This window comes from Silvania confinis, from assembly GCF_025564085.1.
GTDB lineage: Bacteria > Pseudomonadota > Gammaproteobacteria > Enterobacterales > Enterobacteriaceae > Enterobacter > Enterobacter confinis.
This window is the reverse complement of record NZ_JAMGZJ010000077.1, coordinates 102,064-128,014: the sequence shown is the minus strand read 5'-3', so window position 1 is coordinate 128,014 and position 25,951 is coordinate 102,064. Positions and strand designations below refer to the sequence as shown.

At 55.8% G+C, this 25,951-nt stretch carries 25 protein-coding genes; 10 read left to right on the top strand and 15 right to left on the bottom strand.

Annotated features, from left to right (window positions below):
* Positions 1-3: 3 nt before the first annotated feature.
* Positions 4-789 carry a zinc ABC transporter permease subunit ZnuB gene (gene znuB, locus M8013_RS14640; protein WP_271268533.1) on the bottom strand — a complete coding sequence of 262 codons (786 nt, stop codon included), beginning with the start codon at positions 787-789 and terminating at the stop codon, positions 4-6.
* The gene (gene znuC / locus M8013_RS14635; protein ID WP_271268532.1) at positions 786-1,541 is read right to left on the bottom strand and encodes a zinc ABC transporter ATP-binding protein ZnuC; all 756 of its coding nucleotides are present in this window, start codon (positions 1,539-1,541) and stop codon (positions 786-788) included. The genes znuB and znuC overlap by 4 nt, the downstream gene beginning before the upstream one ends.
* A gap of 77 nt (positions 1,542-1,618) precedes the next feature.
* On the opposite strand from znuC, the gene znuA reads away from it, so the two are divergent.
* The 3 genes from znuA to lpxM all read left to right on the top strand — a co-directional run bounded on the left by znuA (position 1,619) and on the right by lpxM (position 4,989).
* Entirely contained in the window at positions 1,619-2,563 is a 945-nt protein-coding gene (znuA, locus tag M8013_RS14630; RefSeq protein WP_271269091.1) for a zinc ABC transporter substrate-binding protein ZnuA, read from the top strand.
* A gap of 15 nt (positions 2,564-2,578) precedes the next feature.
* Positions 2,579-3,901 carry a murein DD-endopeptidase MepM gene (mepM, locus tag M8013_RS14625; protein ID WP_271268531.1) on the top strand — a complete coding sequence of 441 codons (1,323 nt, stop codon included), beginning with the start codon at positions 2,579-2,581 and terminating at the stop codon, positions 3,899-3,901.
* 116 nt (positions 3,902-4,017) lie between these two features.
* A complete protein-coding gene (lpxM, locus tag M8013_RS14620) occupies positions 4,018-4,989 on the top strand; it encodes a lauroyl-Kdo(2)-lipid IV(A) myristoyltransferase (RefSeq protein ID WP_271268530.1) in 972 nt (323 codons plus the stop codon).
* A gap of 37 nt (positions 4,990-5,026) precedes the next feature.
* On the opposite strand, the gene pyk is transcribed toward lpxM, so the two are convergent.
* Positions 5,027-6,469, bottom strand: coding sequence for a pyruvate kinase (pyk, locus tag M8013_RS14615; RefSeq protein ID WP_271268529.1), 1,443 nt, complete (start codon positions 6,467-6,469; stop codon positions 5,027-5,029).
* 122 nt (positions 6,470-6,591) lie between these two features.
* Positions 6,592-7,497: a MurR/RpiR family transcriptional regulator gene (locus M8013_RS14610; RefSeq protein ID WP_271268528.1), complete on the bottom strand. Its 906-nt coding sequence runs from the start codon at positions 7,495-7,497 to the stop codon at positions 6,592-6,594.
* Between the two features lie 323 nt (positions 7,498-7,820).
* Between M8013_RS14610 and zwf the strand changes: the two genes are divergently transcribed.
* The 3 genes from zwf (at position 7,821) to M8013_RS14595 (ending at position 12,023) form a co-directional block, all read left to right on the top strand.
* Complete coding sequence (gene zwf, locus M8013_RS14605; protein ID WP_271268527.1) at positions 7,821-9,296, top strand: glucose-6-phosphate dehydrogenase; 1,476 nt, start codon at positions 7,821-7,823, stop codon at positions 9,294-9,296.
* 234 nt (positions 9,297-9,530) lie between these two features.
* Entirely contained in the window at positions 9,531-11,342 is a 1,812-nt protein-coding gene (edd, locus tag M8013_RS14600; protein ID WP_271268526.1) for a phosphogluconate dehydratase, read from the top strand.
* Between the two features lie 39 nt (positions 11,343-11,381).
* Positions 11,382-12,023 (top strand): bifunctional 4-hydroxy-2-oxoglutarate aldolase/2-dehydro-3-deoxy-phosphogluconate aldolase, encoded by a 642-nt coding sequence (locus M8013_RS14595; RefSeq protein ID WP_271268525.1) that lies wholly within the window; start codon positions 11,382-11,384, stop codon positions 12,021-12,023.
* Between the two features lie 43 nt (positions 12,024-12,066).
* Here M8013_RS14595 and purT read toward each other — a convergent pair whose 3' ends face one another.
* Positions 12,067-13,245 (bottom strand): formate-dependent phosphoribosylglycinamide formyltransferase, encoded by a 1,179-nt coding sequence (gene purT / locus M8013_RS14590; RefSeq protein ID WP_271268524.1) that lies wholly within the window; start codon positions 13,243-13,245, stop codon positions 12,067-12,069.
* Between the two features lie 151 nt (positions 13,246-13,396).
* Between purT and yebF the strand changes: the two genes are divergently transcribed.
* The 3 genes from yebF (at position 13,397) to ptrB (ending at position 16,638) form a co-directional block, all read left to right on the top strand.
* Entirely contained in the window at positions 13,397-13,750 is a 354-nt protein-coding gene (yebF, locus tag M8013_RS14585) for a protein YebF (RefSeq protein WP_271268523.1), read from the top strand.
* 87 nt (positions 13,751-13,837) lie between these two features.
* Positions 13,838-14,488: a tellurite resistance TerB family protein gene (locus M8013_RS14580; RefSeq protein WP_271268522.1), complete on the top strand. Its 651-nt coding sequence runs from the start codon at positions 13,838-13,840 to the stop codon at positions 14,486-14,488.
* A gap of 89 nt (positions 14,489-14,577) precedes the next feature.
* The gene (ptrB, locus tag M8013_RS14575; protein ID WP_271268521.1) at positions 14,578-16,638 is read left to right on the top strand and encodes an oligopeptidase B; all 2,061 of its coding nucleotides are present in this window, start codon (positions 14,578-14,580) and stop codon (positions 16,636-16,638) included.
* Here the strand turns inward: ptrB and exoX are convergent.
* The 3 genes from exoX to M8013_RS14560 all read right to left on the bottom strand — a co-directional run bounded on the left by exoX (position 16,635) and on the right by M8013_RS14560 (position 18,318).
* The gene (gene exoX, locus M8013_RS14570) at positions 16,635-17,297 is read right to left on the bottom strand and encodes an exodeoxyribonuclease X (RefSeq protein ID WP_271268520.1); all 663 of its coding nucleotides are present in this window, start codon (positions 17,295-17,297) and stop codon (positions 16,635-16,637) included. The genes ptrB and exoX overlap by 4 nt on opposite strands.
* A gap of 24 nt (positions 17,298-17,321) precedes the next feature.
* Positions 17,322-17,978 carry a nitrilase-related carbon-nitrogen hydrolase gene (locus tag M8013_RS14565; RefSeq protein WP_271268519.1) on the bottom strand — a complete coding sequence of 219 codons (657 nt, stop codon included), beginning with the start codon at positions 17,976-17,978 and terminating at the stop codon, positions 17,322-17,324.
* A gap of 109 nt (positions 17,979-18,087) precedes the next feature.
* Positions 18,088-18,318, bottom strand: a complete 231-nt coding sequence (locus M8013_RS14560) for a DNA polymerase III subunit theta (RefSeq protein ID WP_271268518.1) — start codon at positions 18,316-18,318, stop codon at positions 18,088-18,090.
* 170 nt (positions 18,319-18,488) lie between these two features.
* Here M8013_RS14560 and M8013_RS14555 point away from each other — a divergent pair, with 170 nt between their 5' ends.
* Complete coding sequence (locus M8013_RS14555; RefSeq protein WP_271268517.1) at positions 18,489-18,827, top strand: YebY family protein; 339 nt, start codon at positions 18,489-18,491, stop codon at positions 18,825-18,827.
* A 320-nt stretch (positions 18,828-19,147) separates the two neighbouring features.
* Here the strand turns inward: M8013_RS14555 and M8013_RS14550 are convergent, their stop codons facing one another.
* The 7 genes from M8013_RS14550 to M8013_RS14520 all read right to left on the bottom strand — a co-directional run bounded on the left by M8013_RS14550 (position 19,148) and on the right by M8013_RS14520 (position 25,931).
* Positions 19,148-20,233 (bottom strand): tyrosine-type recombinase/integrase, encoded by a 1,086-nt coding sequence (locus M8013_RS14550; protein WP_271268516.1) that lies wholly within the window; start codon positions 20,231-20,233, stop codon positions 19,148-19,150.
* Positions 20,202-20,474 carry an excisionase gene (locus M8013_RS14545; RefSeq protein WP_271268515.1) on the bottom strand — a complete coding sequence of 91 codons (273 nt, stop codon included), beginning with the start codon at positions 20,472-20,474 and terminating at the stop codon, positions 20,202-20,204. The genes M8013_RS14550 and M8013_RS14545 overlap by 32 nt, the downstream gene beginning before the upstream one ends.
* 64 nt (positions 20,475-20,538) lie before the next feature.
* On the bottom strand, positions 20,539-20,778 hold the full coding sequence (locus M8013_RS14540) for a DUF4060 family protein (RefSeq protein WP_271268514.1): 240 nt from the start codon (positions 20,776-20,778) through the stop codon (positions 20,539-20,541).
* Positions 20,765-21,475, bottom strand: a complete 711-nt coding sequence (locus tag M8013_RS14535) for an ASCH domain-containing protein (RefSeq protein ID WP_271268513.1) — start codon at positions 21,473-21,475, stop codon at positions 20,765-20,767. The genes M8013_RS14540 and M8013_RS14535 overlap by 14 nt, the downstream gene beginning before the upstream one ends.
* Positions 21,468-21,806, bottom strand: a complete 339-nt coding sequence (locus M8013_RS14530; protein WP_271268512.1) for a hypothetical protein — start codon at positions 21,804-21,806, stop codon at positions 21,468-21,470. The genes M8013_RS14535 and M8013_RS14530 overlap by 8 nt, the downstream gene beginning before the upstream one ends.
* 34 nt (positions 21,807-21,840) lie before the next feature.
* Complete coding sequence (locus M8013_RS14525; RefSeq protein WP_271268511.1) at positions 21,841-22,956, bottom strand: RecT family recombinase; 1,116 nt, start codon at positions 22,954-22,956, stop codon at positions 21,841-21,843.
* Between the two features lie 11 nt (positions 22,957-22,967).
* Positions 22,968-25,931: a RecE family exodeoxyribonuclease gene (locus tag M8013_RS14520; protein WP_271268510.1), complete on the bottom strand. Its 2,964-nt coding sequence runs from the start codon at positions 25,929-25,931 to the stop codon at positions 22,968-22,970.
* Positions 25,932-25,951: the final 20 nt, after the last annotated feature.

Sequence of the window (25,951 nt, the reverse complement as noted above, 5' to 3'; positions counted from 1 at the left end):
ACCTCAGCTGGCAGGCTTTTTCATCATGCTGAAGATAAACATCAGCGCGGCGCACAGAACGACGGACGGCCCGGCAGGGGTGTCGTAAAACGCTGAGAACGTTAATCCACCGGTCACCGCCAGCATTCCCACGCCGACGGCCACACTGGCCATTTGCTCCGGCGTACGGGCAAAACGTCGCGCGGTGGCAGCGGGGATAATCAGCAGTGAGGTAATAATTAACGCCCCGACAAACTTCATCGCCACACCAATCGTCAGCGCAGTCACCAGCATCAGCAGCAGCTTAACCCGCTGCAGCTTTACGCCGTCAACAAAGGCCAGATCCGGGCTGATGGTCATCGCCAGCAGGTTGTTCCACTGCCACAGCAGGATAGCCAGCACCACCACCACGCCAATGGCAATAGCAATCAAATCGTCCGGCGTCACTGCCAGCAGGTCGCCAAACAGATAGGCCATCAGATCCACACGGATATTGTGCATCAGGCTGACCACGACCAGCCCCAGCGACAGGGCGCTATGGGCCATGATCCCGAGCAGCGTATCCACCGCCAGGTGCGGGCGCTTTTCCAGCCAGACCAGACCTGCCGCCAGCATCAGCGTGACCGCAATCACCGCGTAAAACGGATTTACATCCAGCAGTAAACCAAAGGCCACGCCCAGCAGTGAAGCATGTGCCAGTGTATCGCCAAAGTAAGACATTCTGCGCCAGACGACGAACGAGCCCAGCGGACCCGCCGCACAGGCGAGCATCATCCCGGCCAGCCAGCCGGGCAGTAATAATTCAATCATGAGTTACCGTTTCCCCGGCGCAGGACAATGCGGCCCTGCAAATCATGGCGGTGGTTGTGATGGTGGCGATAAATGCCCAGCTGTTCCGCACCGCGTGGGCCAAACATCGAGATAAATTCCGGATGCATGGAGACCACTTCCGGCGTGCCGGAGCAGCAAATGTGTTGGTTGAGACACAGCACGTCGTCGGTCTTCGCCATCACCAGATGCAGGTCGTGCGATACCATCAGTACGGCGCAATTCAGCTCTTTGCGCAGCTGATCGATCAGGTCGTACAGTGCGACCTGGCCATTGACATCCACGCCCTGAGTCGGTTCGTCGAGTACCAGCAGCTGCGGTTTATTGAGCAGCGCCCGGGCCAGCAACACGCGCTGGGTTTCACCGCCGGAGAGCTTTTGCAGCGGCGCGTCGATCAAATGCCCGGCCTGAACCCGCTTGAGGGCAGGGAGGATATCGTCCTTACGGGTATCGGGGCGCAGGCGCAGAAAGCGGCTCACGGTCAGCGGCAGCGTGGCGTCCAAATGCAGCTTCTGCGGGACATAGCCAATCCGTAACTTACCGTCACGCTTGATAATACCGGTGTCCGGCGCTACCAGACCCAGCACCACGCGCACCAGCGTTGATTTGCCCGCACCGTTCGGGCCGAGCAGGGTCAGAATTCTACCGGCTTTCAAATCCAGCGACACGTCAGAGAGGACGCGGCGCTGACCATATGAAACCGAAATGTTTTCGAGAGATACTAAAGTCGTCATGTCAATTTATGCTTGCAGAAGTTATCGAATGTTATAATATCACATTCCACACACTCATTACGATGAATAGTCGCATTATGTTACAGAAAAATACGCTTCTTTTCGCAGCATTATCCGCTGCCCTTTGGGGTTCAGCAGCACAAGATGTTAACGCCGCCGTTGTCGCTTCGCTTAAGCCGCTCGGGTTTATCGCTTCAGCCATTGCTGATGGCGTCACAGAAACCGAAGTTTTGCTGCCGGACGGGGCTTCAGAACATGATTATTCGCTGCGCCCTTCAGATGTAAAACGTTTAAAAAACGCGGACTTAGTTGTGTGGATTGGCCCGGACATGGAAGCCTTCATGCAAAAGTCAGCGGGTCAGCTACCAGAGGCCAAACAGGTTACCATAGCTAATCTTTCGGGTGTTAAACCGTTGCTGATGAAAGGCGACGATGATGACGGGGATGAGCACGACCACGATCACGGCGCTGAGGCAAAAGGTGACGAGCATCACCATCATGGCGAGTACAATATGCATCTTTGGCTTTCGCCAGAGATCGCCCGGCTGTCAGCGATTGCAATCCACCAAAAATTAGTGGAACTTATGCCGCAAAGTCGAGCCAAATTAGACGCCAACCTGAAGGATTTTGAGGCACAACTTGCCGCAACCGACAAGCAGGTAGGTACCGAGCTCGCACCATTGAAAGGTAAAGGATATTTCGTTTTTCATGATGCCTATGGCTACTACGAAAGACACTACGGTCTGACGCCGCTTGGCCACTTCACCGTAAACCCCGAACTTCAACCTGGTGCGCAGCGTTTACATGAAATCAGAACACAGTTGGTTGAGCAAAAAGCGACCTGCGTTTTTGCTGAGCCACAGTTCAGGCCAGCCGTCGTTGAAGCCGTGGCAAGGGGAACGTCCGTGCGTATGGGCACCCTTGACCCGCTTGGAACCTCTATCCAGTTGAGCAAAGCGAGTTATTCGCAGTTTCTCAGCCAACTGGCGAACCAGTATGCGAGCTGCCTGAAAGGAGATTAACGAGGAAGTGAATACGTGCAACAGATAGCCCGCTCTGTCGCTCTGGCATTTAATAATCTGCCCAGGCCCCACCGCGTCATGCTGGGGTCGCTTACAGTCCTTACCTTAGCGGTCGCTGTCTGGCGGCCCTTTGTTTACCATCCAATATCCACGCCTATCGTCAAGACTATAGAGCTTGAGAAAAGTGACGTTCGCTCGTTATTGCCAGAAGCCAGTGAGCCTATCGATCAGGCCCCTCAGGAAGAGGAAGCGATCCCGCAGGATGAGCTTGATGACAAGACCGAAGCGGAAGTCGGCGTCCATGAATATGTGGTTTCAACCGGCGATACGCTCAGCAGCGTCCTGAACCAGTACGGCATTGAAATGGGCGAAATCAGCCAGCTTGCCGCCTCGGATAAAGAGCTGCGTAACCTGAAAATCGGCCAACAGCTCTCCTGGACGCTGACCGATGGCGGTGATTTACAGCGCCTGACCTGGGAAATGTCGCGTCGTGAAACCCGTACTTACGATCGTGCTGAAAACGGTTTCAAGATGACCAGCGAACTGCAGCAGGGCGATTGGGTCAACAGTGCGATGAAAGGCACGCTTGGCGGCGGCAGCTTTGTTGCCAGCGCGCGTGACGCAGGCTTGACCAGCGGCGAGATCAGTTCGGTGATCAAAGCTATGCAGTGGCAGATGGATTTCCGGAAGCTGAAAAAAGGCGATGCCTGGTCGGTACTGATGTCCCGTGAAATGCTTGACGGCAAGCGCGAGCAGAGTCAGCTGGTCGGGGTGCGTTTGCGCTCGGACGGCAAAGACTATTACGCGATCCGCGCCGAAGACGGTAAGTTCTATGACCGTAACGGTACCGGGCTGGCGAAAGGTTTCCTGCGCTTCCCGACGGCGAAACAGTTCCGCGTCTCCTCTAACTTTAACCCGCGTCGTCTGAACCCGGTGACCGGTCGCATTGCGCCACACCGTGGCGTCGATTTTGCGATGCCTCAGGGTACGCCTGTGCTGGCCGTTGGTGATGGCGAGGTGGTGATGGCGAAACGCAGCGGTGCCGCAGGCTATTACGTTGCCGTGCGTCACGGGCGGACCTACACCACCCGCTATATGCACCTGCGTAAGCTGCTGGTGAAGCCTGGGCAGAAGGTGAAACGTGGCGATCGCGTTGCGCTGTCGGGCAATACCGGACGCTCTACCGGTCCGCATCTGCACTATGAAGTGTGGATTAACCAGCAGGCCGTCAACCCGCTCACGGCGAAGCTGCCGCGTACCGAAGGGCTGACTGGCAAAGACCGCAGCGATTATCTGGCGCAGGTCAAAGAAGTCATTCCGCAACTCGGCCTGGATTAATCTCCGGGCAATCAAAGCCGGTGCAGACAATGCGCCGGCTTTTTCTTTTGTGCCTGGCGCATGGCCTCGCTAAACTAATGCCTGACTCTTTTCGCATCACCCGCCCTGGAAAAAGCATGGAAACTAAAAAAAATAACATTGAATACATTCCTGAATTTGAAAAATCGTTTCGCCATCCGCGCTTCTGGGGTGCCTGGCTCGGGGTCTTTGCCTTTGCCGGTATTGCTCTGCTGCCTGCCGCCGTGCGCGATCCGGTACTGGGAAAGGTCGGACGTCTCGCGGGTAAATTCGGCAAAAGCGCCCGTCGTCGCGCACAGATAAATCTTCTCTACTGCTTCCCGGAAAAGAGCGAGGCGGAACGTGAAGCGATCATCGACGAGATGTTCACCACCGCGCCGCAGGCGATGGCGATGATGGGCGAGCTGGCGTTACGCGGCCCGGACAAAATTGCCCGCCGCGTCGACTGGAAAGGGCTGGAGATCATCGAGGAGATGCGCCGCAACGACGAAAAGGTGATTTTCCTCGTGCCACACGGCTGGGGCGTGGATATTCCTGCCATGTTGATGGCGTCGCAGGGCCAGAAAATGGCAGCGATGTTCCACAACCAGGGCAATAAAGTTTTCGATTACATGTGGAATACCGTACGTCGTCGCTTTGGCGGGCGTCTGCATGCCCGTAACGACGGCATTAAGCCGTTTATCCATTCGGTGCGTCAGGGCTACTGGGGCTATTATCTGCCCGATCAGGATCACGGCGCAGAGCATAGCGAATTCGTCGATTTCTTCTCCACTTATAAGGCAACACTGCCTGCGATTGGCCGCCTGATGAAACTGTGCCGGGCGCGCGTGGTCCCGCTGTTCCCGGTTTATGACGGTAAAACCCACCGCCTGACGATTGAAGTGCGCCCGCCAATGGACGATCTGCTGACTGCTGACGATGTGACTATCGCGCGCCGGATGAACGAAGAGGTCGAGAATCTGGTGGGACCGCATCTGGAGCAGTACACCTGGATCCTGAAACTGCTGAAGACGCGCAAGCCCGGCGAAACTGAGCCGTATCAGCGCAAAGAGTTATATCCGAGGAAGTAAAATAACCCTCTCCCGAACGGGAGAGGGAAGAGACCTGTTATTCGACGGTCATTACGCGGGTGGTGTTGGTTGAGCCGATGGTGCTCATCACATCACCCTGAGTCACGATGACGATATCGCCGGAGACCAGGTAGCCTTTGTCGCGCAGCAGGTTCACCGCATCGTTTGCCGCCGAAACACCGTCGCTGGTGCTGTCGAAGTAAACCGGGGTGACGCCACGGTACAGAGCGGTCAGGTTCAGGGTGCGCTCATGACGGGACATGGCAAAAATCGGCAGACCGGAGCTGATACGTGAGGTCATCAGGGCGGTACGACCCGATTCGGTCATGGTGATGATGGCGGTGACGCCTTTCAGGTGGTTAGCCGCATACATCGCAGACATCGCAATCGCTTCTTCCACGTTGTCGAACTGAATGTCCAGACGGTGCTTGGAGACGTTAATGCTTGGGATTTTCTCTGCGCCCAGACAAACACGTGCCATTGCGGCCACGGTTTCTGCCGGGTATTGACCGGCCGCGGTTTCGGCTGACAGCATCACGGCATCGGTGCCATCGAGCACGGCGTTTGCCACGTCCATCACTTCTGCACGGGTCGGCATCGGGTTGGTGATCATCGACTCCATCATCTGGGTGGCGGTGATAACCGAACGGTTCAGCTGACGGGCGCGACGGATCAGCGCTTTCTGGATCCCGACCAGTTCCGGGTCGCCAATCTCAACGCCGAGGTCGCCACGGGCAACCATCACCACGTCAGAGGCGAGGATGATGTCATCCATGGCATCCTGGCTGCAGACGGCTTCTGCACGTTCTACTTTGGCCACGATTTTAGCGTCGCAACCTGCGTCACGCGCCAGACGGCGGGCGTAGTTCAGATCTTCGCCACAGCGCGGGAAAGAAACCGCCAGATAATCCACGCCGATTTCGGCGGCAGTGAGGATATCGGCTTTATCTTTCTCAGTCAGGGCTTCAGCAGAGAGACCGCCGCCCAGCTTGTTAATGCCTTTGTTGTTGGAGAGCGGGCCGCCAACGGTCACTTCGGTAAACACTTTCATGCCCTGGACGCTGAGCACTTTAAGCTGTACGCGACCGTCGTCGAGCAGCAGGATATCGCCCGGAACCACGTCAGCCGGCAGGCCTTTGTAGTCGATCCCCACTTTCTCTTTATCGCCTTCGCCTTTGCTCATGTTGGCGTCGAGCAGGAATTTATCCCCGATATTGAGGAAGACTTTGCCTTCTTTGAAGGTTGAGACGCGGATCTTAGGCCCCTGAAGGTCCCCAAGAATGGCGATGTGGCGTCCCAGTTTTGCCGCGATCTCACGGACTTTATCCGCTCGTAATTTATGATCTTCCGGTGAACCATGAGAGAAGTTCATACGTACCACGTTGGCACCTGCGGCGATGATTTTCTCGAGGTTATTATCGCGGTCAGTTGCCGGGCCTAAGGTGGTAACGATCTTGGTTCTGCGAAGCCTTCTGGTCATTTAATACTCCATTGACTGAAACAACCTGGTGTTGCGTGAACGATAATTCGGCACTCTGTTCACCCTATGCGAACAAGAAACTTACCGAATCCTGAAAAAGGTAACAAGCGTGTAATGGACTCTCAGGGAACATCACCCTTGATGAACAATTCTTTATCAAAACGCGATTCCTTGAGCGCTTCTTTGACCCGCTTCAAGTTATCTCTGAATTTAGCGCCACGGCGCAGGGTAAAACCGGTTGCCAGCACGTCAATCACCGTCAGCTGCGCCAGGCGTGACACCATTGGCATGTACATGTCGGTGTCTTCTGGCACATCTAAGGTGATCGCCAGCGTCGCTTCACGCGCCAGCGGCGTACCGGTGGTGGTGAGGGCAATCACAATGGCATCGTTTTCACGCGCCAGCTGAGCCAGCTCGACCAGACTTTTGGTGCGTCCGGTATGCGAAATCAGCACCACCACGTCATCATCGTTACAATTCATACAGCTCATGCGTTGCAGGACGATGTCGTCGGAATAGATAACCGGCACATTAAAGCGGAAAAATTTGTTCATTGCATCGTGGGCAACCGCCGCCGATGAACCCAGCCCAAAAAAAGCAATCTTCTTGGCCTGGGTTAGCAGGTCGACGGCACGATTCACCGACGCCATATCCAGCGACTGGCGAACCTGATCTAACGTCGCCATCGCCGATTCGAAGATCTTGCCGGTGTAAGCCTCCACGCTGTCGTTTTCATCGACGTTGCGATTTACGTAAGGCGTTCCGTTAGCCAGACTTTGCGCCAGATGCAGTTTAAAATCAGGAAAGCCACGCGTCTCCATACTGCGGCAGAACCGGTTGACGGTCGGTTCACTGACCCCCGACTCCTGAGCCAGGGTGGCGATGCTGGAATGAATGGCCTGAGCGGGAGTGGCGAGAATTACTTCAGCCACTTTCCGTTCGGATTTGCTAAGGTGTTCCAGTTGAAACTGGATTTTTTCCAGCATGTTCATTATTAACACGACACTCATCGGTGGAAACGATTTCATTAATGGGTGAAATCGCGATTCGAATTAGCAAGAATATACGCCTGTGATCGCCCGAAAGGGGCAAGCCCTGAAAAAAATGTTGTTGTTTTTTTTCATTACTTGATCGCTGTCGGATTTTAGCAACCTTCGGACAGCACAGAATTTAAACAGCTCTTTCGTCATTACCGGGCATGAAGCGATCCGCGGGGCAAAAATCGCCGTTTCGCACGACAGGATAAGTGCTAATGGTTTCGGGAATGACGTAAAAGCAGTACAGTGCATTGTAATAAAATTACAACGGTAATCTGGCAAAAGCACCAGGATATCCAACTGAGGAGAATGACATGGCGGTAACGCAAACAGCCCAGGCATGTGACCTGGTCATTTTCGGCGCGAAAGGCGATCTTGCACGCCGTAAATTGCTGCCTTCCCTGTATCAACTGGAAAAAGCGGGTCAAATCCACCCGGATACGCGCATTCTGGGCGTGGGCCGTGCGGACTGGGATAAAGACGCGTATACCAAAATCGTGCGCGAAGCGCTGGAAACTTTCATGAAAGAGAAAATCGATGAAAGTTTGTGGGATACGCTTAGCGGACGTCTCGATTTCTGTAACCTGGACGTTAACGATACGAAGGCATTTACCCAACTGGGTAAAATGCTTGACCAGAAAAATCGCGTCACCATCAACTATTTCGCCATGCCGCCAAGCACCTTCGGCGCCATCTGCAAAGGGCTGGGCATAGCGAAACTGAACGCTAAGCCGGCTCGCGTGGTGATGGAGAAACCGCTGGGAACGTCGCTGGCGACCTCTCGCGAAATCAATGACCAGGTTGGCGAATATTTCGAAGAGTGCCAGGTTTACCGTATTGACCATTACCTCGGTAAAGAGACGGTGCTGAACCTGCTGGCGCTGCGCTTTGCCAACTCCCTGTTTGTGAATAACTGGGATAACCGCACCATCGACCACGTTGAGATCACCGTGGCGGAAGAGGTGGGTATCGAAGGGCGCTGGGGTTACTTTGACCAGGCCGGCCAGATGCGTGACATGATCCAGAACCACCTGCTGCAGATTCTGTGCATGATCGCCATGGCGCCTCCGTCCGATCTCTCTGCGGACAGTATTCGCGATGAGAAAGTAAAAGTACTGAAGTCCCTGCGCCGCATCGATCGCTCGAACGTGCGTGAAAAAACCGTCCGCGGCCAGTACACCGCCGGTTTTGCTCAGGGCCAGAAAGTGCCGGGCTATCTGGAAGAAGAAGGTGCTAATAAATCCAGCAGCACCGAAACCTTCGTGGCGATCCGTGTGGATATTGATAACTGGCGCTGGGCGAGTGTGCCGTTCTACCTGCGCACCGGTAAACGTCTGCCGGCCAAGTGTTCTGAAGTGGTGGTTTACTTCAAAAACCCGGAACTGAATCTGTTCAAAGAGTCCTGGCAGGAGTTACCGCAGAACAAACTGACTATCCGTCTGCAGCCGGACGAAGGCGTGGATATTCAGGTTCTGAACAAAGTGCCGGGCCTCGACCATAAGCATAACCTGCAGACCACCAAGCTGGATCTGAGCTACTCCGAAACCTTCAACCAGACTCATCTGGCCGATGCGTACGAACGTCTGCTGCTGGAAACCATGCGCGGCATTCAGGCGCTGTTCGTGCGACGTGATGAAGTGGAAGAAGCCTGGAAGTGGGTCGACTCCATCACCGAAGCCTGGGCGGCCGATCAGGATGCGCCGAAGCCGTATCAGGCAGGCACCTGGGGCCCGGTTGCCTCAGTGGCCATGATCACCCGCGATGGTCGTTCCTGGAATGAGTTTGAGTAAAGTTTATCGCTAATCCCTACGGGGTATTTTACCGGTAACATGATCTGGCTCAGGCTGGCGCACAATAATTAATCATTCAAGCTCCGAGTGGATTTCCACCCGGAGCTTTTTTTATTACACTGGCTGAAGCGATTTTGCCCCAGAGCTCCGGCCATCAAGCGTTTCAGGGATGTTAAAGCCCGCCAAACGACTTGTTAACTCCAGAGCGAGGACAGATAAATTACAGGAGCTTCTATGAATCCGAAATTGTTACGCGTAACACAACGCATTGTTGAGCGCTCAAAAGACACCCGTTCAGCCTACCTCGCGCGCATCCAGCAAGCGAAGTCAGACACGGTACATCGCTCGCAGCTGGCCTGCGGTAATCTGGCGCACGGCTTTGCCGCTTGCCAGCCTGAAGATAAAGCCTCGCTGAAAAGCATGCTGCGTAACAATATCGCGATCATTACCTCCTACAACGACATGCTCTCGGCGCATCAGCCGTACGAGACCTACCCGGATATCATTCGTAAAGCGCTGCACCAGGCCAATGCGGTCGGGCAGGTAGCAGGCGGCGTGCCGGCGATGTGCGACGGCGTCACCCAGGGTCAGGACGGCATGGAGCTTTCTTTGCTGAGCCGTGAAGTGATCGCCATGTCGGCGGCGGTCGGCCTGTCGCATAACATGTTTGACGGCGCGCTGTATCTCGGCGTGTGCGACAAAATCGTCCCGGGCCTGGCGATGGCAGCCCTGTCGTTTGGTCATCTGCCTGCGCTGTTCGTGCCATCAGGACCAATGGCCAGCGGTCTGGCGAACAAAGAGAAAGTGCGCATTCGTCAGCTGTATGCTGAAGGCAAGGTTGATCGTATGGCGCTACTGGAGTCAGAAGCGGCCTCTTATCACGCCCCAGGCACTTGTACGTTTTATGGCACAGCCAACACCAACCAGATGGTGGTGGAATTTATGGGAATGCAGCTGCCGGGGTCATCGTTTGTTCATCCGGACGCTCCGCTGCGTGAAGCGCTGACGGCAGCCGCCGCGCGGCAGGTCACGCGCCTGACCGGGAACGGCAACGAATGGATGCCGATCGGTAAAATGGTTGACGAAAAAGTGGTGGTGAACGGTATCGTGGCGCTGTTGGCGACCGGCGGTTCTACCAACCACACCATGCACATGGTGGCGATGGCGCGGGCGGCAGGGATCCAGATTAACTGGGATGATTTCTCCGATCTCTCGGAGATCGTTCCGTTAATGACCCGTCTGTACCCGAACGGCCCGGCGGATATTAATCACTTCCAGGCGGCGGGCGGCGTACCGGTCCTGATGCGCGAGCTGCTGAAAGGGGGTCTGCTGCATGAAGACGTCAACACCGTGGCCGGGTTCGGCCTGACGCGTTATCTCCAGGAGCCATGGCTGAACGACGGTGTACTGGACTGGCGTGAAGGAGCCACGGTGTCGCTGGACGACGCCGTGATCGCCACCTTCGATAAGCCATTCTCGCACCACGGCGGCACTAAAGTGCTGAACGGCAACCTGGGTCGCGCAGTCATGAAGACCTCTGCAGTGCCTGTCGAAAACCAGGTCATCGAAGCGCCGGCGATTGTTTTTGAAAGCCAGCATGACGTTCTGCCAGCGTTTGAAGCGGGTCTGCTGGACAAAGATTGCGTGGTTGTGGTCCGTCATCAGGGACCAAAAGCGAACGGGATGCCAGAATTACATAAACTAATGCCGCCGCTTGGTGTATTATTGGACCGCCGTTTCAAAATTGCGTTAGTTACCGATGGACGCCTCTCCGGCGCATCAGGTAAAGTGCCTTCGGCAATCCATGTTACCCCGGAAGCCTACGACGGGGGATTGCTGGCAAAAGTGTATGACGGTGACATGATCCGTGTTAACGGCCAGACCGGTGAGTTAACCTTACTGGTCGACGAAGCGGTACTTGCCGCGCGTAAGCCACATATTCCTGACCTGAGCGCATCGCGCGTGGGGACGGGGCGCGAAATGTTCAGCGCGCTGCGCGAGAAACTCTCGGGCGCAGAGCAGGGCGCGACCTGTATTACGTTTTAAGACGACAAGAATAATCGATCTGGTGAGAGAAAAACTCTGATGAAAAACTGGAATACAAGTGCAGAAGCAATCCTGAAAACTGGCCCGGTAGTGCCTGTTATCGTGGTGAATAAGCTGGAACATGCTGTACCAATGGCGAAAGCGCTGGTTGCCGGTGGCGTCCGCGTGCTGGAAGTTACCCTGCGTACCGCCTGTGCAATGGATGCGATTCGCGCCATCGCTAAAGAAGTACCGGAAGCGATCATTGGCGCGGGCACCGTGCTGAACCCGCAGCAGCTAGCTGAAGTGACTGAAGCTGGCGCGCAGTTCGCGATTAGCCCAGGCCTGACCGAGCCGCTGTTGAAAGCCGCGACCGAAGGCTCTATTCCGCTGATCCCGGGCATCAGCACTGTGTCTGAACTGATGCTGGGTCTGGACTACGGTCTGAAAGAGTTCAAATTCTTCCCGGCTGAAGCCAACGGCGGCACCAAAGCGCTGCAGGCGATTGCAGGTCCGTTCGCGCAGGCCCGTTTCTGCCCGACTGGCGGTATCACTCCGGCTAACTACCGTGACTACCTGGCGCTGAAAAGCGTGCTGTGTATCGGCGGATCCTGGCTGGTGCCAGCGGATGCGCTGGAAGCAGGCGACTGGGATCGCATCACCAAACTGGCGCGCGAAGCCGTTGAAGGTGCGCAGCAGTAAGGTTATCGAACTCAGTAAAAACGGGCCGAATGGCCCGTTTTTTTTATCCTGCGACCTGGACGCTCGCGGCGGCCTTTTTGGCCCGCTCAACCGCCTCGTCGGGGGTTCCGCCCACTGCCAGCGCCACGCCTAAACGACGCGATCCTTCAATCTCCGGTTTACCAAACAGACGCAGCTGCAGTCCTGCGCCGACCGCCGCCTCGATGTTATCAAAGGTGACGTTTTGGCTGTTCAACTGCGGCAGGATCACCGCCGACGCCGCCGGGCCATACTGACGAATGCCGCCAATCGGCAGGCCGAGGAAGGCGCGCACGTGCAGCGCGAACTCAGAAAGATCCTGCGAAATTAAGGTCACCATGCCGGTATCGTGCGGGCGAGGGGAGACCTCACTGAAAATCACCTCGTCCCCACAGACGAACAGCTCGACGCCAAACAGCCCGTAACCCCCCAGCGCCAGCACCACTTCGCGAGAAATCGCCTGGGCGCGTTCCAGCGCCAGCGGGCTCATCTGCTGCGGCTGCCAGGATTCACGGTAGTCGCCATCTTCCTGACGATGGCCAATCGGATCGCAGAAATGCACGCCATCAACGGCGCTGACGGTCAGCAAGGTGATTTCGAAATCAAACTGCACCACGCCTTCTACGATCACCCGTCCGGCACCTGCACGACCGCCTTGTTGGGCGTAGTCCCACGCTTTATCCAGCTGGTCGGCGCTGCGCACAAAGCTCTGACCCTTGCCGGAGGAGCTCATCACCGGCTTAATGATGCACGGGTAGCCAATTTGCGCTACGGCCTGTAAAAAATCGGCCTGACTGTCGGCAAACTGGTAGCGGGAGGTCGGCAGCGCCAGCTCTTCTGCGGCCAACCGGCGAATACCTTCCCGGTTCATGGTCAGTTTTGCCGCACGGGCGCAGGGCACCACGCGCTGGCCTTCGGCCTCCAGCGCCAGCAGGGTGTCGGTGGCGATGGCTTCGATCTCCGGGACGACGAAGTCCGGTTTCTCCAACGCGATTAGCGCGCGCAGGGCGTCGCCGTCCAGCATATTAATGACGTGCGCGCGATGCGCGACGTGCATCGCTGGTGCGTCTGCATAGCGATCGACGGCGATGACTTCAATGCCTAACCGCTGGCACTCGATGGCCACCTCTTTACCGAGCTCACCTGATCCCAGCAGCATCACGCGCGTCGCTGCCGGTCGCAGCGCAGTTCCTAAACGAGCCATAATAATCCCCCTGAAAAAGTTGTGCGCAGTATAAACGAAAACGTTTGCGTCTGTCTTGCCTCGCGAAAATATCCCCGCCAGACAGGTCGTTATTTGCATAGCTGCATTTTTCTACCATGCTTTTGGGGAACCAAAACCAAAGGAGCACGTGATGAAGAAAACAGGGGTCGTGATAGCGATGGTGCTGCTGGCTGGCAGCCTGACGGCGCAGGCCGCGCAGACCAAAACGGTTAAATTTCCCGCCTGCGAAGGGCAAAATGCCGAAGGGATCGCCGCCAGCGTGAAGCGGGATTATCTGCAAAACCGGATTGTGCGCTGGGCCGACGATCAAAAGACGCTGGGACAGGCCGATCCGGTCGCCTGGATCAATCCTCAGCAGGTAAAGGGTGAGAACGATCGCTGGACGGTGCCGTTGACGGTGCGCGGAAAGAGCAGCGATATCCATTATCAGGTGAAAATTGACTGCAAAGCGGGCAGTGCGGAGTATCAGACGCCCGGGAAGTGATTTTTCGCTTCTTTTGTAACTGCAGACATTTCCTGACATCCCCTCGCCTACGCTGAGAAATTCATGCACCGAAACGTGAGGGGAATCATGTCAAACTGGTTGAATCAATTGCAGTCGTTGCTGGGGCAGAAATCATCGTCCGGGTCCGGCGAAGGGCTGAGCAAGCTACTGGCACCGGGCGCACTTGGCGGCCTCGCCGCACTGCTGGTCGCGAATAAATCATCGCGTAAACTGTTGAGCAAATATGGCACCGGTGCGTTACTCGCAGGCGGCGGCGCGATTGCGGGCTCGGTGCTGTGGAACAAGTACAAGGAAAAAGTGCGCAACGCCCATCAGGATGATCCGCAGTTTGGCCAGCAGGCCTCGGCGCTGGATGTGCGCAGCGAGCGTCTGATCCTGGCGCTGGTATTTGCTGCCAAAAGTGATGGCCACATTGATGACCAGGAGCGTGCCGCCATTGAACAGCAGCTGCGCGAAGCCGGCATTGAAGAGCAGGGCCGGGCGCTGGTCGCGCGGGCTATCGAACAACCGCTCGATCCTGCGCGTCTGGCGCAGGGGATCCAGAATGAAGAAGAGGCGCTGGAACTCTATTTTCTGAGCTGTGCTGCGATCGATATCGACCATTTTATGGAGCGCAGCTATCTCAGTGCATTGGGCGATGCGTTGAACATTCCGCAGGATGTTCGCGACGGCATTGAGCAGGATATTCAGCAGCAAAAACAGACGCTGTCAGGCTAGTTTTTACCTGCGGCTGTCACGTTTCGCTTGCATCATGCGTATGTTTTGCCAACCTTATAGGGTGTAAAACGCAAAAGAATCATACCGACATGCCACCTAAAGCCCGACGTATACCGCACGCCATCACCGTCCACGGTGATACACGTACCGACAACTATTACTGGTTGCGGGACGACAGCCGCTCGCAGCCAGAAGTGCTGGATTATCTGCATGCAGAGAACGACTACGGCCGTAAGGTCATGGCGACCCAGCAGGCGTTGCAGGATCGCCTGCTCAGCGAAATGGTGGAGCGGGTGCCGCAGCGCGACGTCTCGGCACCCTGGAGCAGGAACGGCTATCGCTACCGACACATTTATGAACCCGGTAACGAATATGCCATCTATCAGCGCCAGTCAGTGCTTTGTGCCGAGTGGGAAGAGTGGGAGATCCTGCTGGATGCCAACCAGCGGGCAGCGCACAGCGAGTTTTATACCCTTGGGGGAATGGGAGTATCACCGGATAACGCCGTCATGGCGCTGGCTGAGGATTACCTCTCCCGACGCCAGTACGGTTTACGCTTTCGCAATCTGGAGACCGGAAACTGGTATCCGGAAATGCTTGATAACGTCTCGCCCGGCTTTATCTGGGCCAATGATTCCGAAACGGTCTATTACGTCAAAAAACACCCCACCACGCTGCACCCTTATCAGGTGTGGCGGCATACGGTAGGGACGCCTGGGGCCAGCGATGAACGGGTGTATGAAGAGAAAGACGAAACGTTCTACGTGAGCCTGCATAAAACCACCTCGAAGCACTACGTCATTATTCATCTCGCCAGTGCCACTACCAGCGAAGTGCTGCTGCTGGATGCTGAGCTACCGGACGCGCAGCCGCTGTGCTTTCTGCCACGTCGCAAAGATCATGAGTACAGCCTCGATCACTTTCAGCACAGCTTTTACTTGCGATCCAACCGCGAGGGCAAAAACTTTGGCCTCTACAAAACCAAAGTGCGCGATGAACGTAAATGGGAAGTGCTGATCCCGCCGCGCGAACAGGTGATGCTCGAGGGCTTTACCCTGTTTACCGACTGGCTGGTGGTGGAAGAGCGCCAGCGCGGGCTGACCAGCATCCGTCGGATCAACCGTAAGACCCGGGAGGTGATCGGTATCGCCTTCGACGATCCCGCTTACGTCACCTGGATTGGCTACAACCCTGAACCGGAATCATCGCGCCTGCGTTACGGCTATTCATCGATGACCACCCCGGACACTTTGTTCGAGCTGGATATGGATACCGGGCAGCGCAAGGTGTTGAAGCAGGCTGAGGTGAAAGGATTTGATGCCGCGATGTATCGCAGTGAGCACCTGTGGATTGTCGCCCGCGACGGTACTGAAGTACCGGTTTCGCTGGTGTATCACATCAATCATTTCCAGAAAGGGAAAAACCCGATCCTTATCTACGGCTACGGTTCGTATGGTTCCAGCATTGACGCAGACTTTAGCAGCAGCCGGTTAAGCCTGCTGGACCGGGGGTTCGTCTACGCCATCGCGCACATTCGCGGCGGCGGTGAACTGGGCCAGCACTGGTATGAAAACGGTAAATTTCTGAAGAAAAAAAACACCTTCAACGACTATCTGGATGTTTGCGACGGCTTGCTCAGTCAGGGCTATGGCGATCGCTCCCGCTGCTTCGCGATGGGCGGCAGCGCGGGTGGTATGCTGATGGGCACCGTGATCAACCAGCGTCCGGGATTGTTTAAAGGCGTGGTGGCGCAGGTACCGTTTGTCGACGTGCTGACCACCATGCTGGATGAGACCATCCCGCTGACCGTCGGAGAATATGAGGAGTGGGGCAACCCGCAGGACGAAACCTACTACCGCTATATGAAAGCCTATAGTCCGTACGACAACATCGAAGCGAAGGCTTATCCGCATATGCTGGTCACCACCGGGCTGCATGATTCTCAGGTGCAGTACTGGGAACCGGCAAAATGGGTCGCGAAACTACGCGAAATGAAAACCGATAAAAATCTGCTGCTGCTCTGTACCGACATGGACGCCGGACACGGGGGTAAGTCCGGGCGTTTTAAGTCGTATGAAGGGGTGGCGCTGGAGTATGCGTTTATCGTTGGCCTGGCGCAGGAGTCGCTCACAGGCCAGGCGGCAGATTAAGCCTCACCGAGATAGTGCTTCAAGGTCAGGCGCAGTTCCGGGCTCATTCTGTCGAGGTTATTGTACAGCCAGCGCAGATAGCCCGGATCGTTGTCCGCCACTTCCGACACTGCTTTGCCGCGATATTTACCGAAGGTAAAGGTGGTCAGCAGCGCCGGACGACCGGTGATGGTCGCCATTTCGTCCGGGGTCCATCCGGTGGCATTCATAATATCGATCAGTAGCGCGGCGGTGATGTAGCAATCGTACAGGGCGCGGTGATGATGTAATCCTTCCGGCGTCCTGACGCTGAGCTTACGCGATTTATACAGCGCCATATTGCTGTACTTAATCCCCGGCCATAAGCGACGTGCCAGCTTCATGGTACAGATCCACTCCCCTGGCATCTCAGGCAGAACGCGGCGATCGAAACTGGCGTTGTGCGCCACATACCAGGCGCTCCCGTGATAGTGCGGGATGACCTCGTCGATCCAGGGTTTATCGGCGACCATGGCTTCGGTGATCCGATGGATTTCCATTGCCTGAGGGCTGATCGGACGATCCGGGCGCACCAGATGGCTGAGTGGATTGACGATCTGTCCGTTCACAACGTCAACAGATGCCACTTCCACAATCCCTCCCTGCAGATCGCAGGTTTCAGTGTCGATGACGCGCAGCATGGCTCTCTCCTGGCCGTAAAACGTCTAGCGTAATGGAATGATCTCACCTTGCCAACCTTGGTCGGCAAAGCGTCCTGTCAACAGTAGCTCACCGCCATCAGCCCGCACAATTAATTGTCCGCCAGCGTCCCACAGAGCGCTGCCGCCATCGCCATTCGCGACCAGTACCGGAATGGCGTAACGATGGGCAAACTGCTGAAACTGGTCAAGCGAGCAGAACCAGTCGCATTCGTTGACCGCCATGTTATGGGTAAACAGCGCAGCATCCGGCGTAATGTTGGGCTGGTCAGCGTGTAAATCGACAATGGTCAGGCTGCTTTTGCCGCTCTCCACGCAGGCCCCAGTGCCGTGCGGGTAAATCATCACCTGCGGGTTGTCAGGGGTAAAGTACGCCAGTCCACGGCGGCGCAGCCCTTTATCTTCTACGGTGATCCCGGCAATAACCGACAGATTACAGCTGTGCGCGGCCTCAAGCAAAGGGGTGAGCAGGCGGGTGTCGGGCGGGGCAGGTAGCGCGGCATTAGGCTGTGCAGGGCCGGTTAAAGACAGTTCCGGGAATAGCAGCAGATTGCAGTGATGGCGGGCAGCGGCGTAGATAAAGCGCAGGTGATGCGCAACATGAGCGTCTACGCAATGATGCTTTGGGCGGTATTGAGCCGCCGCAATATTCCAGTGTGACATCGTGATTTCCTTATGCACCGAGTCGCAGTGATTTATAAAGCCCCTGAATAGGTTGGGGCTTTATTATCCTGACATAAACAGTGTAAGGAATTGTAACTTCTTTTTAAGTTTACTTAACTTTGGGTTCCCACGGCAGGCGGGAGAGATTGACGGAGGCTAAACGATGCGCAATTAATCGCTGACGAAACCAGTCGCGCAGGTGCGTGGGTTGTTCGCGTTCTACCACTTCGGCGATCACCGGCATGTTGTAGCGCTCTTTAAATGCGACCCCGGCGGCCGCCAGGTCGACATTCACTTTGTCCATCTCCTCCTGGGGGAGGATGGCGAGATTAGTTTTCATTACCGTCTCCTTCATTTGCGGGCCAACGTTACCCAAACTGCGGCGTGATGACAAGCCCGGGGAGGATGATCCTCGACGCGATCATGATACGGCGTTATCCTCTGGCACTCATTGTGCGGGTGAATCGGTTTGTTCTGGTGCCGCAATTGCGTTTTGACGAGGTAAAAACGATGAAAAAAGCAGTACTTTCTCTCTTATTGCTGGCCTGTTCTGGCGCGGCGCTGGCTGCGCCTCAGGTGATTACGGTTAGCCGGTTCGAAGTGGGTAAGGATAATTGGGCGTTTAACCGCGAAGAAGTGATGTTGACCTGCCGTCCGGGCCATGCGCTGTATGCCATCAATCCCAGCACGCTGGTGCAGTATCCGCTGAACGACGCGGCGCAGCAGCAGGTCGACAGCGGCAAAAGCATCGGTAAGCCAATTAGTATTATCCAGATTGACGACCCGGCAAACCCAGGACAGAAGAAGAGCCTGGCACCGTTTATTACGCGCGCCGAAACGCTCTGCTAGCACTTGGGTTCCAATAAAAAAACCGCAGGCTTCTCTTCGGAAGCGTTGCGGTTTTTGTATTTAAGGACAGACTGAGGCTTTTTTTCAGGCCACTTTTACTGCGGACTGGAAAACCTGGCATCGTCATCTATTCTTAAAGGGCAAGGCGACTTAGCCTGCATTAATGCCAACTTTTAGCGCACGGCTCTCTCCCAAGAGCCATTTCCCTGGACCGAATACAGGAATCGTATTCGGTCTCTTTTTATGTCTTTGTTTTATATGGGTTTTTTCGGTGTCATCACGAAATCCCACTAAAATTACTCGAAATATCCATATCCTGTCTAAACCATAACATACTCTGCACCGCGTGCGTCCAGGTATTTTTTCGTCATTGTTAAATTTTTGTGGCCCAGTAATCGCTGCGCAAAATCCTCTCCCCGCTCCTTTTCATATAGTCTGCTCGCCAAGCTCCTGATCTCATGGTACGGAGGCGGGTTAGGCCCAAATTTTAACGCGGTCGCATCCCGAACGTCGGCAAATGCCTGAGTTAATCCATCTGGGGTTAATGGCCCCGGCTTTCTCCCCCCACGACGCACCGGGGAGTAAAGCATAAAATCTGACGGGTTATTCATTCTGCACCGTTCTATCACTTCCCCCAATTGCAGGCCGACTACCTCCAATCTCAGATCGAGTGGAAGCGCCAGTTTGTGACCCGTCTTCTCCTGCGCAACAAACAATCGCCCATCTTTCACATCACTGAACCGGAATAGTGAAATATCTTCGCGGCGCTGCCCTGTAACCAACGCGAGATCGCATGCATTGGGCAGCCATTCGGAATGAACAACAGCAGCAGCCCTGATCGCCACAAAGTGCTCGAGCAACAGGCGTTCACGTTTAACCTTTGGTGTCGGCGTTCGTGTCGGTTCCGCAGGGTTCCTCTCTATATGCCCCTCAACAATTGCCTCCCTGAAAATATCCAGCAGCACAGACCTCAGGCCGGATGCCATGCTTTTCTTGTCGCAGACAATGTATGCCTCAAGAAAAGATGAAATCTCTTTGGTTGTAACCGAGGAGAGCGGCGTACGGCCAAACTCATCCTTTATAGTGGCGATCTGGTTTCGCCTGACCTTCATCGTATTGGGCTTAAGCTCTCTACGTTCCAGAATTACCTCGTATCGCTCAAGCCATGCCGACACCGTAAACGTAGGCACTTCCTTTATGCGGTCTAGCAGGGAGGAGGGAAGATAATTCTGGTCGATATAGTTGTTGGCTTCGAGTGCCTGGGCGACAGCGTCTTTCCTGTCGATCCGGCCAAGAGAGAGCTCTTGACCGGTTGTCGGATTACGCCAGCTATAAAGCCTGTCTCTTTTACGATAGGTCAGGTTACGGGGCAGGTTAGCGTCGTAACGAACTGGCCTTTTCGCCATGAGTCAGTCTCTCCAGTAAGGTGCCACCCGTTGGCAGCTTCAAGTGCTTTGGTTTAGGACGCAGGTTCTTTTTGCTTGGATCCACGTAAGTGGCATCAGGCTGAACCTTGTATTCTTTGCCGTGCAGCTCCGGTGCAGGGTAAATGCGACCCTGTCGTGCCCAGCGGCGAAGCGTTGAAAGGGAAGGCGGCTTTGAGTAAGTCTCTTCTGCCCATTCCTGTAAATTGAGAAGCTTGGCCATATAACCTCCTGCTTCCGACAACTCATTATAAAGTTGCCGGATTTATGTATGTGATATTTCGATATCAGGCGACCTGACCTGGAAGGGATCGCAGGCGGCGCATGCCGGTCATCGCCGTGGCCACGTAGCTTGCCTTACGGTTGACCACCTCAACCCAGACCTTCACCCCTTCAACTCTCACTGTGTACGTTTCCCGCATCTTGCTGCGACCGTAATCGCCGTAACGTTCCTGGTGGGCAGCCAGCGCGAGCTCGCATGCCTGGCGCGCCAGAGGGGATTGCTTGCTGCGGTTAATCAGTCGCATGATCATCTCCTTCGATACGCTTAAACTCGATCACCCACACCCAGGGGTTCGCCTGCCATGACTCTTCTCCGTAGAGTGATTGCCATAGCTGAGCGAATGCCGAGCGAGAGAAATCTGGATACCCCAGACCCTGCGATACAGCGTCAATTGACGGGTGGCTAGGCGGCATACCTTCCGCGATGGCATCTGCCCGGCTGATGTCGTTCAGGCGCTCAACGCGCACGTTAGTGATTTCCAGCAAAATGCGGCATGCCCAACGCGGCATATGAATGGACGGACGCCATGCACCTTCAAACTTTTGATTTTCGGTGTGAGGCTTCCAGTCAGCATCGTCAGGTATCGACCATAGGCTATAGTCTCCAGCGCGCTGCTCACAGCTGGCGCGATAAATTCGTGCTGCTGACTTTTCATCGCCTTTACACAGGTTGTCGCGCCAGTCCACGCAACAACCATCCTCATTACCCAGAAGCGCCCACGTCTCGCGCACCCAGAGGCGGTCGCCCGGCTGGCCGAACGGACACAGCATCGGGGCAAGCCTGCAAGAGACGGATGAAATTTCGCCATTGCGCCCGCGAACTACCGGATTCAGCATGCCGCGCTCATGCGACAGTTTGATCACCCGGCGCGTCTGGGTTTTGCGCCCGTCGAGAATGGCCCGCACCATCTCACCGTTGAAAATCATTCCGCGCTCAATCATTCCAGGCCTCCAGCTCGTTCTGAATCTCTTCGTCGATAGCTTCATTGCTGGCAAACGCATCAAGGATGGTCTTTGCCTCTTTGCGATATTGCTCCCGGCGTTCGTCGTACCAGCTGGAGAACTCAGGCGACCAACCCTTAATACCAAAATCGGTGCGGGCATTATCTTCGGCCATGCGCTCAACCATGCAGTCGGCAGTTATCAGGGCGCACTCGCGGATGTATCCGCGCAGATGGTGCTTGCGCCAACAAAGACTGAATTTCGAATCGCAACGGCCCTTGAACTCAACTTCCCAGCGGCGGATGCAGCGTGCTTTTAATGATTTGCTCATGTCGTTACCGGGAGGGCGAACCCTCCCGCCTCCCTTAGGCCACGTATTCCGGTTTCATATCTGCCAGGGTGATGCTGAACTTATCGTGCAGCTCGTCGCCCATGTGACGTTTTGCCGCCGTCAGCACCCGCTCAGCTTCAGCAAACTGCTCAGCTGCGCCCGGTTCATCCGGTGAAGGCAGGGAGTTGATCGCCGCCTCTACCTTGTTACGCGCATCCACCAGGTGATAACGCTTCACTGCCTTGTTCTTCAGTTCGGTGTACAGGGATGAACCCAGCGTGTTCTTGGCGCTTTCGATGTCGGCCCGTACTGCTTTGGCTTTATCCACGCCCTGAGCCGCTTCAATGCGATCCCGGAAATCATCGGCCAGGGCATTTATATTGGCGGCCGATTCCTGCGCGCTGTGGGTGGTTGTTACAGTGTCACCAGCAATATCCGCCAGGCTCACGCGCTGCGCGGGGGCTGGGTTGATTTCCTTCTCGGTGCGCTGCTCGACTTCATCCTGGGTATACACGCCCAGAATTACCGCCGGGCAGTACAGGCGTGCCCAATACTTGAGAGCCAGATACGCGATCTGCTGCTTAGGGTTTGAAATCCAGAGTGGTGAGTTGCGTGTGATGACGCTTGAGAGATAAACCGGCTCGCCCCAGGTGATTTCACTTTCGCCGCGAATGACCGCGCCAACCCGTACAGAGAGGCCTTGCTCATCAGCGCTGGTCCAGCCGCGTACCATTTCTTTCTTGTCGTACGTCCCGCCACCTTTGGCCGGCTTCTTAACGATCTCCTCGCGGCTGCTGGCGCACTTCGACCAGTCGCCCTCGTACTCATAGTGGAAGCGGCCCACGATGGCGTTGGAGCTGGAGATCACCGCGTTAACCAGCTGCGCTTCGTAGCCCAGCACGCCGTTGACCAGGTGCGTTTTCTGCGCGACCGCATAAGGGTTCATACCCCACTGCATTGCCTGCATGACGATCGCCATGCAGTCGGCGGGGTTGCCGCGAAGGTGCTCAGGAACAGTGACGGCAGACTGCGCCATTAACCCTGCGAACGCCTGGAGCTGCCCCAGTGCCTGGATGTTGAAGATGGCGTTGCTGGCAGAGATAGTGTTTGGAGCCTGCTGCTCCGCGGTTACGATATTCATGTTTTCCATCGTCATTCCCCTTATGCCTGAGTACGCAGCACTTCAAGGCGGCGCAGGTCGTAGTCGTTCAGTTCGTCGGTGTAGTCGTCGGTGATTGGCGCTGGCCACTCGCCAGTGTCGAATGCGTTGCCGATACGGTTCATCGTCTGGCGATACTCGAGCATGCCCAGCTCAATAAGTTCTTCGCTGGCCTCGACGATGGCGATCCAGTGGTAGCCCTCGTCTTTGTTGACGAAAATCCAGAAGAACTGGTCCAGCGCTGCGGTGTTCATGTACATGGCCGCGCTGAGGTGATAATCGCGGTCGATGATTTCGCGGTGCAGGCGGGCGCGCAGGCCGGTCTGCTTCACGTTCCACATGCTGATGGTTTTCAGGTCGGCGCCGATACGCACAGCCTCGATGTCGATCTCCAGATCCGGGCGAACGCGGATTTCCAGCCCGGTCTCTTCGTCGATACCGAAATAGCTCGTTTCAACAGCGCGATCAGGGTGCAGGAGCAGCTTGCCGGCGGTCGGGTGCGAGTGCAGTGCCTTCTGAATGGCCAGCGCCGTTTCCATCTGCTGGTGGGTAACCAGAATTTTGTCGTCTGGGTTCTCACGCCACGCATCCAGCAGTTCGTCAGCGAATACGGCATTCGGGTTAACGGATTTCACAGCCTGAATCAGATCCGCTTTGGTACCGGACACTTTCAGCGGCGCAGGCTTCTGCGCTTCCTGTGCGACCAGGTCAGGGTTGATGATTGCCAGCTGCTCGAGCAGAGCGTCACGGCTGCCGCTGGTTTTAACAGGCGCGGCTTTGTTAGCTTCCTGCGCGACCAGGTCAGGATTGACGATCGCCAATTGCTCGAGCAACGCGTCACGGCTGCCACTGGTTTTAAGGGGAGTAGGCAGGGTGGCGTTGTATTCCTTGATGCAAGCCTTCATCGCTGCAGCAGTTTGTTTCTGGTCTGCTTCGATACGCTGGTATTCCGCTGGCAGCGCCATATAGCTTTGCGCTGTTTCATCCAGGGCGGCACCGAGTGATACCTGAGCAGGCAGAGTGGCGTTATGTTCGTCCAGCAGTGCTTTAATGTCATCGGCACTGAGCGGCGCGGGCAGGGTAGCGTTGTGCTGCTCGAGCAGCACTTTGATATCGTCAGCGCTCAGCAGGGCTGGCAGGCTGGCGTTATGCTCGTCGATAAAGGCGCGGATAGTCGCCGCCGTAGTGAAGGCCCCTTCCGGGATTACCGGTTCAACGCTGAACTCTTCATCGAGGTTTTCAGGCTGCAGCGCAAGGCCGTGTACCAGGTTGCCCATATCCAGCACTTTCGAGCCTTCGCGCGGGATGGTTTTAGCGACGTGGCGCGCGTTGAAGTACATCAGGCTGACGCGGGCATCCTTCACCTGGGTGCTGCTGATCCCGTTCGCTGCGTGATACACGTTATTCGGCAGGCCCTCATAGCGGCCCGGTTCGAAGTACGCCGGGTATTCCGGGGCCGGTTCCTGCGGCATCAGCTCGCCTTCAAGCGCGCTGGCGGTTTCCTCCGGCGCTTCGATGGTATCTTCCGGCGCAGTGGCTTTAGCCAGTTCCGGCGCGGCGGCGGCCAGCACATCAGCCGGGTTCAGGGTAACTGTTTGCGCAGCAGCTGCATCAGAGCCTTCGCCTGGTGGAATCGCATCAACAACTTCTCCTTCCTGCGGGTTAGTCGTTTCCATCTGCACATTGCCGGTTGTCTCCTCATTAACCGATGAACGGTCATCTGTTTGTGGTTGTTTTTCGTTCATCAGGCCTTCGATAGAGAACACGCCGCCGCCAAGGCTGGCGACCTGTGGCTGACTGGTAGAGGCTGGATGTACCTCTTTTTCCTGGGGGGCATTGCGTGAATCTTCATCCCACTCCGGGTATCCTTTTGACCGGTCGCCGTTTTCATAAAATCCGTTCGCTGTGAACCACTCGCGAACCAATCCACGCAGTTCAGAAGAGGTTTCTTCGCCAGTCCACGAAATAGCGCGGGTAACGCCGAAAATACTGTTGGCGTCGTAATCAAGAATGTCCGTGGTCTTGCCCAGAACTTTCAGTGCTTTGACGTGGGCAGGATCCTTTTTGTCTGCAAGCTCTTTAGCGGCAACAAGTTGAGGGCGGATAATCTTGCCTGGCTGCGCATCCGGGTACAGCAGGGCAATCGCGATCTCGATGCTCAGGTTCGCCATGTTCTGTGCGACGGCGCGCTTATAGGGTTCGGAAGGTTGCGGCTCTTCGGATTTCTGGTCTATTGGAATCCCAACACCTGAGATGCGATTGCCAGCAGCCCATTCGGACGTGAGGATTCCCCGGTCAACATGGCCAGTTACCATCCATGCGTTCATGAACTGAATGAGCAGGCCCAGCTCAGGGCGACGGTCCTGCGGGAAGACTTCTTTAATGGCCTTCGTCAGTTTCCACAGGCCGTTCATGTCGTATTTTTTGAGGTCAGGAACATTGCCGGCAGCCAGCAGCAGGTTCTGGACATAGGCGTTATCCGTGTCCATTTCCAGCGCGGACAGCTTGGCCTGAGTTTCTTTGTTGATGTGGTAAACGTGAATATCTTCGGCGTTGAATTGCGCCAGCAGCTGCGTGCGGAATGGCATTGGCGCGATGGTGTAGGCGGAGTCAACGATGTGGCTCACGTAGCCTTCGTCACCAGCAGTACCTTCATCATCGGTATCATCACCTTGTGCATCATCTGCCTGGGCTTTCAGGTTCCAGGTGCGCTGGTCGTCGGCTAGTTCGTAGCGATCGCACCAGGTTAAATCGATGGTGCTTTCTTCCGGCAGGTCATTGAATATCGGGTAATCGGTACGGACAGGTTTGGCGTAGTCTTTGCCGCGGCCAGTTTCGATGCCAGCCTCTTCCAGCTCAACATCGAGCGTCAGAGCGGCACGCGCTTCGCTTTTAGCAGTGAACCAAATCACTGCATCTTGCTTACCGGATTTCTGAGTGGCCTTGACCACATAAAAGAATTCCATGTCAGATCCTCATTTTTGGA